Source organism: Modicisalibacter ilicicola DSM 19980 (genome assembly GCF_900128925.1).
Taxonomy (GTDB): Bacteria; Pseudomonadota; Gammaproteobacteria; order Pseudomonadales; family Halomonadaceae; genus Modicisalibacter; species Modicisalibacter ilicicola.
In genome coordinates, this window is sequence record NZ_FQUJ01000014.1 from 17,958 (window position 1) to 33,570 (window position 15,613).

Genomic DNA, 15,613 nt, shown 5'->3' on the forward strand with positions numbered 1-15,613 from the left:
TGAGTCATTGATCTTGTTGACTTGCATCTTCTCGCGCCAGCTCGAGAGCGGCAGCTAGACTATCGGGGTCGTTGGCCGACAGCCCCTTGGCACCTCGCGCAATGCGCTTGTTGAGGCCCGTGAGCACTTTCCCGGGGCCACATTCGATGAATACCCCTGCACCCTGGCCAACCATCGCCTCGACGCAATCCGTCCAGCGCACCGGGCGATAGAGCTGTTCGACGAGCCGCGCACGCAACGTCGGAACATCCGCGTGGGCAGCAGCATCGACGTTTTGGAACACCTTGTAGCGCGGGGTCTTGATCTCGATCTCGTTCATGGCTTCCGCGAGGCGCTCGGCGGCCGGCTCCATCAGGGCGCAATGCGAGGGCACCGAAACCGGCAACGGCATGGCTCGCTTGGCACCAGCTTCCTGGCAGGCGGCAATGGCCCGATCGACAGCGGATTTCCGACCGGCGATGACGACCTGTCCGGGCGCATTGTAATTGACCGGCGACACCACCTCGCCCTGGGCAGCATCGCGACATGCCAGCTCCACGGCCGCATCGTCGAGCCCCAGGATGGCGGCCATGGCGCCTTCTCCCGCCGGGACCGCGGCCTGCATGGCATCACCACGCAACTTGACCAGGCGCACCCCCTCGGCAAAACTCATTACCCCGGCACAGACCATGGCGCTGTACTCCCCCAGGCTATGCCCGGCCATGGCGACCGGCCGAGGCCCTTCGAGCTCCTGCCAGACGCGCCAGATGGCAATGCTCGATGTCAGCAGCGCCGGCTGCGTGCATGCCGTGGCATTGAGGGCTTCTTCAGGACCTTCCTGCACCACCTGCCAGAGATTGTAGCCCAACGCATCCGCCGCTTCTTCGAAAGTCGTGCGCACCACGCTATAACGTTCGGCCAGTTCTCGCAGCATGCCTAGGTGCTGGGAGCCCTGTCCCGGAAAGACCAAGGCCAGGGATTGGGTCATGACATTCACCTTTCAGGAATTGAAATCATCGGTTTTCGCACAGGGTGAAACCCCGCTACCGCGTCGGTCCAGCGCGACCGGCGCGGTAGCGGCTCTCTGGCCCAGTTCATGTTCAAGATGCCTCGGCAAATCGATACGGACCTCCTGCACCGCACGAGCGATGGCACAGGCGAACCCCAAGGCATCGGCGCGACCGTGACTCTTGACGACGATGCCCGACAATCCCAGCAGGCTGGCGCCGTTGTAGCGTACCGGGTCGAGTTGGCGACGCAGACGCAGGAGTGCCGGGCGGGCAAGCAGGCTGACCACCCGACTCCCCCAGTGGGCCGCGAAGGTGGCTTGCACCCGCTCGATCAGCATGCGCGCCAGGCCCTCGCTCGCCTTGAGCACGATGTTGCCGACGAAGCCGTCGCATACCACCACATCTGCCGTACCGCTGAACAGACCGTCACCTTCGACGAAGCCCACATAGTTGATGTTGGCCATTTCCTTCAGCAGGGCATCGGCGTGACGCACGCTGGCCGTGCCCTTGGTCGCCTCGACCCCCACGTTGAGCAGGGCGATCCGGGGTCGAGCCAGGCCATCCACCCGGCGCGCCATCACTTCGCCCATCAATGCGAACTCGACGAGCCGCTGTGCCGAAGCGTCGATATTGGCGCCCATGTCGAGCATGTAGCAGCGTCCGCCCTGCTGGGTCGGCACCGCGGTGCTTATCGCCGGCCGCGGGATGCCTGCCACGGTGCCCAGGGCCCGGCGCGACAGTGCCATCAGCGCTCCTGTGTTGCCTGCGCTGACGCCGGCCGCCGCCTGCCCGGAGGCCACCTCATCGAGCATCATCGACAGGCTGGAGTCACGACGAGCGCGGAGCGCGCTGGACGGCTTCATGTCCTGAGCGATGACACTGGAGGCATGCACGATGTCCAGTCGCTCGGCATCCGCCCCCAGGCGCTTCGGCAGTCGCGAGAACTCGGACTCCAGCGCCTCACGCGGACCATATAGCCGAACCTGGAGCTCGGCATTGGCGGCCAGCGCCTCGACCGTGCCCCTGACAGTAGCGCGGGGACCTAGGTCCCCGCCCATGGCATCGATGGCGATCCGCACCATGCGGCTCAATACTCTGCCAACAGCATCCCGCGCTTAAACGTCGATGACCTTGCGACCACGGTAGAAACCGTCCGGGGCGATGTGATGGCGACGATGAGTGGTGCCGGTTTCCTTGTCCTGGGACAGGGTGGGACCGGTCAGCGCATCGTGGCTGCGACGCATGCCGCGCTTGGAACGGGTCTTACGGTTCTGCTGAACTGCCATGAGAAATCACTCCAGAGTGTCGATATTGAATCAATGTTTTTTCTTCAACGTGCGCAGCACGTCGAAGGGGCTCGCAGCGGGCTGCTCCGAGGGATCGAGAGGCTCACCACTGCTCAGCTGATCCGGTGAAACGGGGCACTCCGCTTCATCGTGATAGACCACCTGCGGCAGACTGAGGATCAATTCGTCCTCCAACATCGACTGCAGATCGAGCTGTTCATTTTCCACCAGCACCGGCTCGTAGGCATTCGGCAGCTCGGCCGCCGTGGTGTCGCTGGTCGCCATCCCCAGCAGGAAGTGGCTCTCGACGTCAACCGGCAAGGGCTCGAGACAACGCTTGCAGGCCAACCGCAAGCTTGCCTTCAACCAGCCTTCGATAAAGCGACGTCCTTGAGCATCCTGGCCAAATTCCAGGCGAACGTCGACATCACCGTGCTGTTCACCGGTTTCTTCGCGGAGTCGCGCCATCTTGTCGAGGGACATCGCCCCCTCGAGACGCTCACCACTGGCGGCCAATCGATATGGCTCGACCTGTATGGGAAGTCTAGTGGTCAACATAAGCGCGCAATGATAGGGATTCCCCATGGGGCTGTCAAAGCAGCCGGCCGGCAAGCTATACAAGCGATACCGATACGCGGCAGACTCCTGGTCACGAAACCGAAAGAGGCAGCTTCATGACTGCACAGCGACGACTGGTTCTTGCCTCCGGCTCACGCTGGCGGCGTCAACTCCTCGCTCGACTGGGCATCCCCTTCGAATGGGCCAGCCCCGACATCGACGAGACGCCCAGTCCGGGCGAACCCCCGGAGGCCCTGGTCCACCGCCTCGCCCTCGCCAAGGCCGAACGCCTGACCGGCGACTACCCCCAGCACCTCATCATCGGCTCGGACCAGGTCGCCCTGTTCGGGAACGACATTCTCGGCAAACCTGGCGACGCCTCCACCGCCCGGGCCACGCTTGCCCGCTTCTCGGGGCAGCGAGTCCACTTTCTGACCGGCCTGGCGCTGATCGACACGCAAAAGGGCTGGCACCGGGTCTGCCACGAACGCTACGACGTGGTGTTTCGCGACCTGAGCAGTGCCGAGATCGAACGCTATGTCGAACAGGAACGACCCTTCGACAGCGCCGGCAGCTTTCGCATGGAGGGGTTGGGCATCACCCTGTTCGAGCGCCTCGAGGGAGACGACCCCAACACCCTCATCGGCTTGCCGCTGATCCGTCTATGCGCCCTGCTTCGAGAAGCCGGGCTCGACCCCCTGCTTTATCAGGGCAACTCGTAGCGCACCGGCGAGGCGGCTTGAGGCAGGCCCAGCCACTGGGCGGCGACACGACCGAACTGGCGCGAAAGGCGCTCGAACGGGTCCAGCGCCGGGGTATAGTCGCGGGTCCGCGCCTCGCCGAGGCGCTCCCTGGCCAATTCGTCGAGACTCTTCAGGCCATCGATGAGCCCGAGCTCCCGGGCCTGTTCCCCGGTCCACACCAGGCCCGTGAAGAGCGCGGGGTCATCGCTGAGGCGCTCGCCGCGGCCTGCCTTGACGTCGTCGATGAACTGCCGGTGGGTGGTCTCCAGCACCTGCTGCCAGAACCGGCGCTGATCCGGCGCGATATCGCTGAATGGGTCGAGGAATGCCTTGTTCTCGCCGGCCGTGAAGACGCGCCGCTCGACACCCAGACGCTCGATGGCATCTTGCAGCCCGAAGCCGGAATAGACGACGCCGATGGAACCGACCAGGCTGGCCGGCGCCGCATAGATATCGTCGGCTCCCGCTGCCACGTAGTAGGCGCCGCTGGCCCCGATATCCCCGATCACGGCCAGGATCGGCTTGTCCCCGGCCTGACGCAGGCGCCGAATCTCGTCGAAGATGCGTTGCGACTGCACCGGGCTGCCGCCGGGGCTGTTGATGTGCAGCACCACCGCATGGGTCTCGGCATTCTCCCAGGCCCGCTGCAGGCCCTTGTTGACACGTTCGGCGCTGGCCTCGCTTTCGCTGTCGATCACGCCTTCGACCCGCACCACCCCCAAGTGGGGCCCGATGGGTGAAGGCGTCATTCCGGCAAAGAACAGGCTGTAGATGCTGGTCGCCAGCATGCCCAGGATCAACACCGCGAACAAAAAGCGAAAGAACAGCTTCCAGCGCCTCGAGCGGCGCTGTTCGGCAAGCACCCCGCCTATCCAGCGATCCATCATCTCCAGCTGTGCCAGGCGCTGGCGCTCCCGCAGGACATCCGCGTCCTCGTCGCCCACGGACGAAACCTCTTTTTCCTCGACCCGCCTGCGGGCCTCATCGCGGCTCAGTTCCGGGCCATCGGTCCATTCGTCGTAGCGTTTGTCGTCATCACTCATGAGGCAATCTCGTCAGCAGATCGATCAATCGTGCAACCATTCGATCAATTCAGAAAAGGAGGCAGCGGTATAGACCGGCCCGCTTCGGGCCAGTCGCTCCGGCGCATGGACACCGTAGGTGACCGCCAAGCGGTCCATGTCGAGGGCCCGTGCCATTTCCATGTCATATTCGGTATCGCCCACCATCAACGCTTCTTTAGCCTCCACGCCCACCTCTGCCAATAACTCCTCGAGCATCCTCGGGTGCGGCTTGGACAGCGTTTCATCCGCGGTCCGGCTGGCGTGAAACCAGTCGCCACTGCCGGTGGAGGCGAAGGCCCGATCGAGGCCGCGCCGACTCTTGCCCGTTGCCACCGCCAGGCGTAGCCGCTCGTTGCCGCGCAATCGCGTGACCCCGGCCTCCACCCCGGGGAAGAACCGCGACGGCGTCCGTTCGGCATCGACGAAGTGATGGCTGTAGCGCCGGCGCAAGGCCTCGGCCTGGTCGGCAGGCATGCCCGGGCACATGCGCTCGATCGCCTCGGGAAGCCCCAGGCCGATGATGTCACGCACGTGTTCGGCATCGAGGATGCCCCAGCCCACATCCGCGGCGGCCGCCTGCATGCAGGCCACGATACGCGATTCGGAATCCATCAGCGTTCCGTCCCAATCGAAGATCACCAGCCGGTATCGCATCCTTTCTCCTGAACGCTATAAAGACTCAACTGCGGGCCCTCGCCCGCGCCAGCACCGCTTCGAGCGCATCGCCCGGTGGTGCCTTGATGCGCACCGGACGACCACTGGTGGGTTCGGGAAACGCCAGGGATGCCGCATGCAGGAACAGACGATCGAGGCCGAGCCCCGTCGCCAGGCGCTGGCACTCCCGGCTGCCGTACTTGTCGTCGCCGAGCAGCGGATGACCGGCGTGGGCGGCATGCACGCGTATCTGGTGGGTTCGACCGGTGATGGGCTCCGCCTCGACCAGGGTGGCATTGGCGAAGGTCTCGCGTACCGCGAACCGGGTGCGGGACACCTTGCCCTGGGGGTCGACCCGCACCCGGCGCTCGCCGTTGCCTGCCTCGAAACGGTCGAGACGGGCACTGACGAAGTCGCGTCGTGCCGGCCAGCGCCCTTGGACGAGCGCCAGATACTGCTTGTCCATCCGGCGCTGCTTGAGCGCCTCGTTGAGGGTCAGCAATGCCGCACGCGACTTGGCCAGCAGCAGACAGCCCGAGGTATCGCGGTCCAGGCGGTGGACCAGTTCGAGGAAGTCGAGATCCTCGCGCACCTGGCGCAGCGCCTCGATCAGACCGATCTTGACGCCACTTCCGCCGTGCACGGCAAGCCCCGAAGGCTTGTTGATCACCAGCCAGTCCGGACCCTCGACCAGCACGCTGCCGGCCAGCAGATTGCGCAGATTGTCGCTCACCTCCCGAACCGCCTCTTCCGGCGCCAGCCGCAACGGCGGGATACGCACGAGATCGCCAGGCACCAGCCGGTAATCGACCTTGACCCGCTTCTTGTTCACGCGCACCTCGCCCTTGCGAAGGATGCGGTAGATCAACGCCTTGGGGGCGCCCTTGAGGCGCGTCCGCAGGAAGTTGTCGATGCGCTGCCCGGCCTGGGCGTCGGTGATCTCCGCCCATTGTACCTCGCGACCCTCGGCCATCCCCTCTCCTCGATCATGCCTGGCAAAACCGGCATTCTACCCCAGTGGGAAGTCATGCGCGTCAATTGCCGTCAAGGTGCTTTACTGTTATATTCCTCGCTTGCTCTGATGGGCCGGAAAAGCCCATCACAGCGCCTGCACGACGAGCACGCAGGCCAGAGTCACGAATACGGTGGGCAGGAGCTTGATCCTGTCACCCGAGCAGCAACGATGTTACGCCACGCCCGAGTCCCAGGCCGGCCCTCATGCGGGGCGGTCACGACGCCAGGGAGTTCATCAACACCGTGCCGGAGGCCGGCGTCGGCGAACCGAACAAATGCCAGGTGTCTGGCGGTAGTCTGCAAGGCCGGACGGGGAAGATCAGACGAAATCCTGCCGAAACATGTCTTGCCACCGCCGCGTACTCAACATGATCTTGTAGCATTCGCTCGACTGTACGAATGCTGATTGCGTATCCACGACATGAGCTGAGCACAGCACGAAGCACGAAGCGGTTCGTCGTCACCGACATCAGGGAATCGCTGACTTAATCGACGAACGGATGAAGCCGGGCCGAGCTTCACCGAGGACATGCCATGCCGACGAGCCTGAATGTCTTCGACTGGCGCCCAACCCCGCCTCGTCCGCCAGACATTTAAACAGCGTCTCCTTGAGGGTCGTCGCCATCCGGCGCGCCTTTAACAGCGAGACAACATGAAACGAATGCTCATCAATGCAACCCAGCCCGAAGAGCTCCGGGTTGCACTGGTCGATGGACAGCGCCTCTATGATCTGGATATCGAGTCCGGAGCGCGAGAGCAGAAGAAAGCCAACATCTACCGCGGCAAGATCACCCGGGTAGAGCCCTCCCTCGAAGCCGCCTTCGTCGACTTCGGTGCTGAACGACACGGCTTCCTGCCGCTCAAGGAAATCTCCCGCGAATACTTTTCCAAGGAGCCTTCCGGACGCCCCAACATCAAGGAGGTGATCAAGGAAGGCCAGGAAGTCATCGTCCAGGTCGACAAGGAAGAACGCGGCAACAAGGGCGCCGCCCTGACCACCTTCGTCAGCCTGGCCGGTCGCTTCCTGGTACTGATGCCCAACAACCCGCGTGCCGGCGGAATTTCGCGGCGCATCGAGGGAGACGAGCGCGCCCAGCTCAAGGAGGCCATGAGCCAGCTCACGCTGCCCGACAAGATGGGCGTGATCGTGCGCACCGCGGGCATCGGCCGCAGCACCGAAGAACTGCAGTGGGACCTCGACTACCTGGCCCAGGTGTGGGAAGCGATCACCGAAGAAGCGACCAAGCGTCCTGCCCCCTTCCTGATCTATCGTGAATCGAATGTCATCATTCGCGCGATGCGCGACTACCTGCGTCAGGATATCGGCGAAGTCCTGGTCGACAATCCCGAGGTGCACCAGGAGGCGCTCGGTTTCATCCGCCAGGTGATGCCCTCCTATCAGCAGAAGATCAAGCTCTATAACGACGACGTGCCGCTTTTCTCGCGCTTCCAGATCGAGAGCCAGATCGAGACCGCCTACCAGCGCGAGGTCAAGCTGCCCTCCGGTGGCTCGGTGGTCATCGACCACACCGAAGCCCTGGTCTCCATCGACATCAATTCGGCGCGGGCCACCCGGGGCAGCGACATCGAGGAAACCGCGCTGCAGACCAACCTCGAGGCAGCCGACGAAATTGCCCGGCAGCTGCGCCTGCGTGATATCGGCGGCCTGGTGGTGATCGACTTCATCGACATGTCGCCGGCCCGCAACCAGCGGGAAGTCGAGAATCGCATGCGCGATGCGCTCAAGCTCGATCGCGCCCGGGTCCAGATCGGCCGCATCTCGCGCTTCGGCCTGATGGAAATGTCGCGGCAACGTCTGCGCCCGTCCCTCGGCGAGACCAGCGGCGTGGTCTGCCCGCGCTGCGATGGCCAGGGCACCATTCGCGACGTGCGCTCGATCTCGCTGTCCATCATGCGCCTCATCGAGGAAGAGGCGATGAAGGAGCGCAGCGCCCAGATTCGCGCCATCCTGCCGGTACCGGTGGCCACCTACCTGCTCAACGAGAAGCGCGCCACCCTGGCCGATATCGAGCACCGCCAGGGCGTTCGCGTGGTGCTTCTGCCCAGCCCCGAGATGGATACGCCGCACTACGACGTGCAACGTCTGCGCGACGATCACCTGGGCGAAGAGGGGGAGTCGAAATCCAGCTTCGAGCTCTCCATCGACACGGAAGTGGGCAAGGAACCCGACGCCAGCTTCGAGAAGCCGGCGCAGCGTACCGAAGCGGCGGTCAAGAGCGTCGCCCATACCGCACCGGCCCCCGACTCCCTGCAGCGCCCCAGCGAAGCCGTCGAGGCGGAGGAGGCACCCTCCTCGGGATTGCTGAGCCGCTTCTTCAAGGGCTTCAGCAAGCTGATGGGAAGCACGGATGACGCCGCTACTCAGAAAACGCCAGAGACGCCCTCGTCTCGGCCTCGGGACGATCGCCGTGCGAGCCCGGCATCCAGCGAGAGCGACCGACGCAGCGAGCGCGGCAATCGCAGCAACGGCGGCCAACGCCGTCGACGCGAGGAGAGCCGAGACGAGCCGCATGACGACAAGAAGGCTTCGCGCGGCGAGCGCCAGGAATCGGATGGCCGCTCCAGCCGGGATGGCCGTAATGCCAAGAGTGAAGGCAAGCCCTCTGCACGCGGCAAGCCGCGTCAGGGCGACGGTGCCTCCCAGGCCGAGCGCCCTGCCGACAAAGCCGAAAAGAGCGAAAAGAGCGAAAAGCCCGATGGCAAGCCGCGTCGCGACAACCGCAAGGGACGCGACGACAATCGGGAAGGCAGCAAGCCTCAGGCCCAGCCGGAGCAGAAAGTCGAGCCGAAAAAGGCGGCGGACGAGAGCAAGACCGGCGATGACGGTGATGGCAAGCCCAAGCGTACCCGCAACAACCCGCGCCAGCGAAGCCGCAAGCACGCGCTGAACCCCCAGGCGATCGCGGAACAGGAGCGCCTGCGCAGCGAAGCGAACCAGGTGGCCGAGACACCCTCCGGTGACGCTGCCGAGCAGGCGCAGCCGGCCCCGGCTGCCAAGAGCGAAGCCGTCGACCAGCCTCGCCGGCAGGATACCGCCTCCGACGGGCCCAAGGTCGCCCCCACCGCCGAGCGAGCCGCCTTTGCCCACCAGGCGGCGCAAGAGGCATCGCCCGCGACCGAAAGCGCCAGCAAGCCATCGACGAGGGGCAGACGAAAGGCGTCCACACGGGCCGCACCTGCCGCATCATCCGACACGACCACGCCTGCTGATAGCGACAAGGACGATGCGGAAAAACCCACGGGCCCATCCGACTCGGCAGCCGCCGTCGCCGAGGTGGCCTTGGAAAACGCCGATCCGGCATCCGAGGCTCCTGCCGAGCCCCGTACGTCCGAGGCAAGGCCATCAGCGAGAGATGCGGACGAGAAGCCGGCAACCGCTCCTATCGGAGCAGAAGCGGCGACTGATACCGGCCGCGATACCCCGGAGTCGCAACCCGGCAGCGAGGCCTCCGTCGATGGCCAGGCCCCTGCCGCCACGGCAGAGAGCGGGCCTGGCGAAACCCCTGCAGCGGAGAAAAAGCCCGGTGGCGACGCGGCACAGGCCACCGCACCCGAGTTCAGCGAAACGTCGTCAGGCCAGCAGGAGGCCGCAAGCCGGCAGACCCTGCCGGCCGCTCCCGCGGCGCCAATGAATTCGGCCCAGGACGACGCCAGGCCAGAGGCAACCGACAAGCCCGCGGCGAACACCGAGCGACCGGCCCGCCGCCGTCGCGCTCACAATGACCCTCGGGAGAAGCGTCGTCACAACAAGTCGGGCCAGGCGAACGACGGCAACTGATGCCAGGGCGTGCTCTGCCCAGAGCAAGCCCGTGCTGACACAATGCGCCCGGGGGCCGAACGCCTCCGGGCGCATTGTGTCTCGGCGGATTCAAAGGTGCATCAGGACAGTTCGGCTCGATCGAGGAAGGTCGTCAGGGCACGAATCAGGTAACCGGGGTCCCGGCTTCCCGCCGTCTCGCGTATCGAGTGCATGGCCCACTGGGCGACCCCCACGTCCAGCGTCGGCACGCCAAGCTCCGTGGCTGTGATGGGACCGATGGTGCTGCCGCAAGCCATGTCGGCACGAGTGACGAAGACCTGCACCGGCACCCCCGCTTCGCGGCAGACGTCGCGAAACAGTGCGGCGGTGGCGCTGTTGGTGGCATAGCGCTGGTTGGCATTGACCTTGATCACCGGGCCACCATTCAGGACGGGGCCATGACCCGCGTCGTGCTTGTCCGCGAAGTTGGGGTGAAGGGCATGGGCATTGTCGCAGGAGATCATGCGCGAGGATTGGATCAGCCGGCTCCAGCTCTCGTCACCGCCATCGCCCAGCTGCTCGACGACCCGGCGCAACACGTCCTGCAGGAAGGGCCCCTGGGCGCCGCTGGTGCTGGCGCTGCCCACCTCTTCGTGATCGTTGGCGACCAGTACGGCGCCCTGGGCGGCATCGCTCTCGAGCAAGGCCTCCATGCCGATGAAGCAGGACAGCAGATTGTCGAGCCGCGCACCGGCGATGAGGTCGTCGTTGACACCCAACACCGCGGGCGGCTGAGCATCGTACAGGCACAGCTCGAAATCGAGGATCTCGACGCCTTCCAGGGCATGTTGCTCCTTCAGCCACTTCTTGAGCAGGTCGTCGAGCGACGGACGTTCGCCGGCGCCTTGCAACAATACCGGGGCCATCTGGGTCTGAGGATTGATGGGCCGGCCATTGTTGACCTCGCGATCGAGATGGATGGCCAGGCTGGGGACCATGGCAACGGCATGGCGCGTGTCCAGGAGCAGACCTTGGAGTCGGCCATCCTCGCGACGCACGTGCACGCGCCCTGCCAGGGCAAGATCGCGATCGAACCAGGGCGCCAGCAACGCGCCGCCGTAGACCTCGACGCCGAGTTGCATCCAGTCCTGGGTGCCGATGGTTGCATTGGGCTTGAGTCGCAGGCCCGGGCTGTCCGTATGCGCGCCCATCATGCGCAGCGCCGCGAGAGGCGTCTGCGGCAGCTGCAGGGCGATGAGCGACGAATCGTTGCGTGTCACGACGACTCGCTCCCCGGGGCGCAGATCCCAGGCGGCGGTCTCGTGAAGACGCCGAAAGCCCGCCTGCTCGAAGCGCTCGACCATGTTGGCCGTCGCATGCCAAGGAGTGGGGGAATGCTGCAGAAACGTCAACAATCGTTTCAGAGTGGAGTCGTGGCGCATGCTAATCCTTGTCAAGAGTCTATTTATCGCATTACAGGCTGCTACAATGGCCGTCCAGCGTGAGCCAGATCCGCAGGTCACCCAAAGCTGTACTGGGACATCGACGAACGAGAAACGGAACTCTCGTCGCCTGTCGGCTCTCCTGGTGCGTTCGTGTCGATACTCGATAGGCTTGATACGAGGGACACGATCGGACAGAGAGCCGAGGAACAAAGTTTACATGAAACCTGGAGTGCTTCATCAATGAGCCTGATTGCAGCCACTCGGTGCTGCGCCCTAGTCGCCTCGCTACTGGTCGCGTTGAGTACCTCGGCCTTCGCCGGCCCCAGCCCCACGGATGCCCAGCGCCAGGCCGCCACCGAGGTCGCCGAGTCACTGCGATATGGGCACTACGCCGATATCACGCTGGATGACGCCTGGTCGCGGCGCGCCTTCGAACAACTCCTCGATGTCATGGACTCCCAGCGAGCCTATCTTCTGAAGGACGACATCGAAGACTTCAGCGATCTGCGCACCACCCTCGACGATGCCCTCTACGAGGGTGAGCTCGAGCGGGTATACGAATTCTACAGCCACTACCAGGATCGCCTGGAGTCGCGCCTCGAATGGCTGATCGACCAGATAGATGCCGGGCTCGCTTTCGACTATACGGGCAACGAACGACTGATGCTCGAACGCGAGGAGATGGCCTGGGAGAGAAGCCAGAAGGCTCTCGATGCCGTCTGGGAAAGACGCCTCAAGAATGCGGCGCTTTCGCTGGAGCTCAGCGACCAGACTCCCGAGGCGATCCAGGAAACGCTGCGCGAACGCTATGCAGGCCAGTTGTCGCGGGTCCGCCAGACCAACGCCGAGGATGTCTTCGGGCTGTTCATGGCGGCGGTGACGAGCACGGTCGATCCCCATACCGAGTACCTGTCACCGCGCCAGGGCGAATCCTTCGACATCCAGATGAAGCTCTCCCTGGAAGGCATCGGGGCCCTCCTCCAGTCGGAAGGCGAATACGTCAAGGTCTCCAGCCTGGTCGCCGGTGGCCCCGCGGACAAGAGCGGCGTGTTGCAGCCGGCAGACCGCATCGTCGCCGTGGGTCAGGGCGAGGAAGGCGAAATGACCAACGTCGTGGGCATGCGTCTCGATGAGGTCGTCGACCTGATCCGTGGCCCCAAGGGCTCCACCGTGCGTCTTGACATCATTCCCGCCAAGGCGGTGGACGTGACCCGCTCCCGCACCGTCAAGATCGTGCGCGACACGGTAGAACTCGAGGACCAGGCCGCCAGCAGCGAGATCGTGACCCTGGAGCGCGATGGCGGCGAGCACCGGATCGGCATCATCGAGATTCCCACCTTCTACGTCGACTTCGACGCCTGGCAAGCCGGCGAGGAAGACTACCGCAGCACGACTCGCGACGTGGCCAAGGAGATCGAGAGGCTCAAGGGCGAAGGCGTCGAAGGCATCGTGCTCGACCTGCGCAACGACGGCGGCGGCGCCTTGCAGGAAGCCAATTCACTGATCGGCCTGTTCATCGACCGCGGCCCCACGGTGCAGGTGCGCGATGCCGAGGGGCGCATCAGCCTGTACGGCGACACCGACAGCGGCAGCCTCTACGAGGGCCCCTTGGCAGTGCTCGTCAACCGGCTTTCCGCCTCGGCCTCCGAGATTGTCGCCGGCGCCATCCAGGACTACGGGCGTGGCCTGGTACTCGGCAACCGTACCTTCGGCAAGGGAACGGTGCAGACCCTCAACGAGCTGAACCATGGCCAGATCAAGCTGACCCGCGCCAAGTTCTATCGCATTTCCGGAGAGAGTACCCAGCATCGCGGCGTCTACCCCGACCTGGAGTTCCCCAACCTGGTGGATCCCGAGCTGATCGGTGAAAGCACCCTCGAGAACGCGCTGCCCTGGGACACCGTCCGTTCCGTCCAGTATCGCCGCTACGGCAACCCGGATCGCTACCTCGACACCCTTCGGGGCAAGCACGAGGAACGGGTCTCCGAGGATGCCAACTTCACCTATCTCAAGCGTCAGGCCTCGCTGACCAAGCAACTGCGCGAGCAGCAGACCACCATCAGTCTCAATCGGGAACAACGCAAGCGCGAGATGGAGGCCCAGGAGCGTGAGCAGCTGGCCCTGGAGAACCGGCGGCGCCGCGCCCTGGGCCTGGAACCTCTCGACGACTGGATCGACGCCCGGGAAGAGGAGCCAGGAGACAGCGAAGAGGAGGCCCCCGTCGATCGGGCTCAAATCATCGAAGGGGCGCAGATCCTTCTCGACTACGCCCTGTTGACCCGAAACGACTGAGCTTCTCGCCCCCGCCCCACCTTGCTGATCAGGCGGGGGCGCGCCACCGATGCGTCATCAGGGTCTCGACCACGGCATGCCTCGCTGCCCCCGACTTCTTGCCGCCATGGCCTGGCTGTTGCTGTCGGCCGCCTCGCCGCTGCCGGCAGAGGACTCCGCCTGCCCCGACTGGGCGCCCGGCGACGCTCGGGAAGCCGTTGCGCGCCTGCAGGAACGCCTCGACGCCTGGGATGACGCCTATTATCGACGCGGCGAGCGCCTGGTGAGCGACGGTGTCTACGATGCCGCCAAGCGACGCCAGCGACACTGGCGACGCTGCTTCGATCTCTCGCCTGACGCGCCTCTTTCTTCTACCCGCCCTCGCGATGGCGCGTTGCTAGCCCATCCCCTGCCCCAGACCGGACTCCACAAGGCCGAATCCCGCCAGGCCATGGGCGATTGGCTCGAGGCCCGCCAAGACCAGGCACTGTGGATTCAGCCCAAGGTCGATGGCGTCGCCATCTCCCTGATCTACGAGGCAGGCGCGCTATCCCGGGTCATCAGTCGCGGCGACGGTCGCCATGGCCAGGACTGGACGACCCACGCCCGCAGGATCCCGGCCATTCCCGGGCGACTCCAGGATGCCCCGGACCGGGTGATACTCCAGGGCGAACTGTATCTGCGCCGCCCTGGCCATGTGCAGGCACGCGACGGCACCGCCGGCGCCCGGGCGGACATGATCGGCCTGATGGCCCGCAAGCAGCTGTCGGCGGAGGATGGCGAGAGGATCGGCCTGTTCGTCTGGGACTGGCCCGACGCTCCCGACAGTACCAGCGGCGATATGGCGGCACGACTCGAACAACTGGCCGGCTGGGGTTTCGATACCCGGGACCATACCCTTGCGGTGAAGGGGATGGCCGAGGTGACCGAATGGCGTCAGCGCTGGTATCGCCACGCGCTGCCCTTCGCCACGGACGGCATCGTGGTGCGCCAGGCGCAGCGACCGCCACCCGCGTCCTGGCAGGCCAAGCCACCCGACTGGGCCATCGCCTGGAAGCACCCGGCGACCCGAAGCCTGGCCCTGGTCACCAGCATCGAGTTCACCGTCGGCCGTACCGGGCGCATCACCCCGGTCGCGCACCTCTCCCCGGTCGAACTCGACGATCGACATGTCAGCCGCGTGAGCCTGGGGTCGCTGGGGCGCTGGCAAGAACTCGATGTGCGCCCCGGCGATCAGGTGCTGATCACCCTCGCCGGGCTGACAATCCCGTATCTGGAAAGAGTCGTGCTCGCCGCCGAGCCACGGAGGAACGTCGAGGTGCCACGCCAGGAGGAGTACCACGAGCTGAGCTGCATCGAACTCGTCGACGGCTGCCAGGCGCAATTCCTGGCGCGGCTCGTCTGGCTTTCCCGGACGCTGGGCATGAAAGGCATCGGCGAAGGCGCCTGGCAAACCCTGATGGAGGGCGGGCAGGTGAGCGGATTGCTCGACTGGTCGTCACTCGGTAGCGCCACGCTGCGCACGCTTCCTGGCGTGGCCGACGCTCGCGCGCGGCAATGGCACGCTGCCTTCCAGGCCAGCCGTGAACGGTCCCCTGCGCTCTGGCTCGAGGCCCTCGGCATGCCATCGGTCCCCCGCGACGCATTGCATGAGCGCGGCGACTTCGCGGGCCTCGATCGCCTGCGCCAGCGCAGCGAGCAGGAGTGGCAGACCTGGCCCGGGATAGGCCCAAGCCGGGCGGCCCAACTCTCGAGGTTCTTCCGCCACCCCGGCATGCACCTTCTCTTGCAGCGACTCGTCGCCATGAGGGTACTCACTCGCTGATCCC

The 15,613-nt window shown here is 65.2% G+C and carries 12 protein-coding genes; 4 read left to right on the plus strand and 8 right to left on the minus strand.

What is annotated here, in order from left to right; all coding sequences use genetic code 11:
• Nucleotides 1-4: 4 nt before the first annotated feature.
• Genes fabD through BUA41_RS14575 form a run of 4 tightly spaced genes read right to left on the minus strand, consistent with a single transcriptional unit; the run spans nt 5 to nt 2,833 of the window.
• Nucleotides 5-967, minus strand: a complete 963-nt coding sequence (gene fabD, locus BUA41_RS14560) for an ACP S-malonyltransferase (protein WP_072824157.1) — start codon at nt 965-967, stop codon at nt 5-7.
• A gap of 12 nt (nt 968-979) precedes the next feature.
• Entirely contained in the window at nt 980-2,068 is a 1,089-nt protein-coding gene (plsX, locus tag BUA41_RS14565) for a phosphate acyltransferase PlsX (RefSeq protein WP_245791933.1), read from the minus strand.
• Between the two features lie 36 nt (nt 2,069-2,104).
• The gene (gene rpmF, locus BUA41_RS14570) at nt 2,105-2,275 is read right to left on the minus strand and encodes a 50S ribosomal protein L32 (RefSeq protein WP_072824161.1); all 171 of its coding nucleotides are present in this window, start codon (nt 2,273-2,275) and stop codon (nt 2,105-2,107) included.
• 30 nt (nt 2,276-2,305) lie between these two features.
• Nucleotides 2,306-2,833: a YceD family protein gene (locus tag BUA41_RS14575; protein WP_072824163.1), complete on the minus strand. Its 528-nt coding sequence runs from the start codon at nt 2,831-2,833 to the stop codon at nt 2,306-2,308.
• A 116-nt stretch (nt 2,834-2,949) separates the two neighbouring features.
• On the opposite strand from BUA41_RS14575, the gene BUA41_RS14580 reads away from it, so the two are divergent.
• Nucleotides 2,950-3,555 (plus strand): Maf family protein, encoded by a 606-nt coding sequence (locus BUA41_RS14580; RefSeq protein ID WP_072824165.1) that lies wholly within the window; start codon nt 2,950-2,952, stop codon nt 3,553-3,555.
• On the opposite strand, the gene sppA is transcribed toward BUA41_RS14580, so the two are convergent.
• Genes sppA through rluC form a run of 3 tightly spaced genes read right to left on the minus strand, consistent with a single transcriptional unit; the run spans nt 3,540 to nt 6,267 of the window.
• Nucleotides 3,540-4,619 (minus strand): signal peptide peptidase SppA, encoded by a 1,080-nt coding sequence (gene sppA, locus BUA41_RS14585; RefSeq protein ID WP_072824168.1) that lies wholly within the window; start codon nt 4,617-4,619, stop codon nt 3,540-3,542. The genes BUA41_RS14580 and sppA overlap by 16 nt on opposite strands.
• A gap of 24 nt (nt 4,620-4,643) precedes the next feature.
• Complete coding sequence (locus BUA41_RS14590; RefSeq protein ID WP_072824170.1) at nt 4,644-5,294, minus strand: HAD-IA family hydrolase; 651 nt, start codon at nt 5,292-5,294, stop codon at nt 4,644-4,646.
• Between the two features lie 25 nt (nt 5,295-5,319).
• Complete coding sequence (gene rluC, locus BUA41_RS14595) at nt 5,320-6,267, minus strand: 23S rRNA pseudouridine(955/2504/2580) synthase RluC (RefSeq protein ID WP_072824172.1); 948 nt, start codon at nt 6,265-6,267, stop codon at nt 5,320-5,322.
• A gap of 693 nt (nt 6,268-6,960) precedes the next feature.
• Between rluC and rne the strand changes: the two genes are divergently transcribed.
• Nucleotides 6,961-10,107, plus strand: a complete 3,147-nt coding sequence (gene rne, locus BUA41_RS14600) for a ribonuclease E (RefSeq protein ID WP_072824174.1) — start codon at nt 6,961-6,963, stop codon at nt 10,105-10,107.
• A 101-nt stretch (nt 10,108-10,208) separates the two neighbouring features.
• On the opposite strand, the gene BUA41_RS14605 is transcribed toward rne, so the two are convergent.
• Complete coding sequence (locus tag BUA41_RS14605; RefSeq protein ID WP_072824176.1) at nt 10,209-11,510, minus strand: M18 family aminopeptidase; 1,302 nt, start codon at nt 11,508-11,510, stop codon at nt 10,209-10,211.
• Between the two features lie 243 nt (nt 11,511-11,753).
• Here BUA41_RS14605 and BUA41_RS14610 point away from each other — a divergent pair, with 243 nt between their 5' ends.
• Together BUA41_RS14610 and ligB are read left to right on the plus strand one after the other, a co-directional pair.
• Nucleotides 11,754-13,805: a carboxy terminal-processing peptidase gene (locus tag BUA41_RS14610; protein WP_072824178.1), complete on the plus strand. Its 2,052-nt coding sequence runs from the start codon at nt 11,754-11,756 to the stop codon at nt 13,803-13,805.
• A 49-nt stretch (nt 13,806-13,854) separates the two neighbouring features.
• The gene (gene ligB / locus BUA41_RS14615) at nt 13,855-15,609 is read left to right on the plus strand and encodes an NAD-dependent DNA ligase LigB (RefSeq protein WP_217652830.1); all 1,755 of its coding nucleotides are present in this window, start codon (nt 13,855-13,857) and stop codon (nt 15,607-15,609) included.
• The last annotated feature ends 4 nt before the right edge of the window (nt 15,610-15,613 follow it).

Excerpts from the sequence above, each read along its gene's own strand:
- rluC (WP_072824172.1), bottom strand. The coding sequence starts at position 6,267 with ATGGCCGAGGGTCGCGAGGTACAATGGGCGGAGATCACCGACGCCCAG.
- ligB (WP_217652830.1), top strand. The coding sequence starts at position 13,855 with ATGCGTCATCAGGGTCTCGACCACGGCATGCCTCGCTGCCCCCGACTT.
- rpmF (WP_072824161.1), bottom strand. The coding sequence starts at position 2,275 with ATGGCAGTTCAGCAGAACCGTAAGACCCGTTCCAAGCGCGGCATGCGT.
- sppA (WP_072824168.1), bottom strand. The coding sequence starts at position 4,619 with ATGAGTGATGACGACAAACGCTACGACGAATGGACCGATGGCCCGGAA.
- BUA41_RS14610 (WP_072824178.1), top strand. The coding sequence starts at position 11,754 with ATGAGCCTGATTGCAGCCACTCGGTGCTGCGCCCTAGTCGCCTCGCTA.
- fabD (WP_072824157.1), bottom strand. The coding sequence starts at position 967 with ATGACCCAATCCCTGGCCTTGGTCTTTCCGGGACAGGGCTCCCAGCAC.
- BUA41_RS14575 (WP_072824163.1), bottom strand. The coding sequence starts at position 2,833 with ATGTTGACCACTAGACTTCCCATACAGGTCGAGCCATATCGATTGGCC.
- BUA41_RS14590 (WP_072824170.1), bottom strand. The coding sequence starts at position 5,294 with ATGCGATACCGGCTGGTGATCTTCGATTGGGACGGAACGCTGATGGAT.
- rne (WP_072824174.1), top strand. The coding sequence starts at position 6,961 with ATGAAACGAATGCTCATCAATGCAACCCAGCCCGAAGAGCTCCGGGTT.
- BUA41_RS14580 (WP_072824165.1), top strand. The coding sequence starts at position 2,950 with ATGACTGCACAGCGACGACTGGTTCTTGCCTCCGGCTCACGCTGGCGG.
- BUA41_RS14605 (WP_072824176.1), bottom strand. The coding sequence starts at position 11,510 with ATGCGCCACGACTCCACTCTGAAACGATTGTTGACGTTTCTGCAGCAT.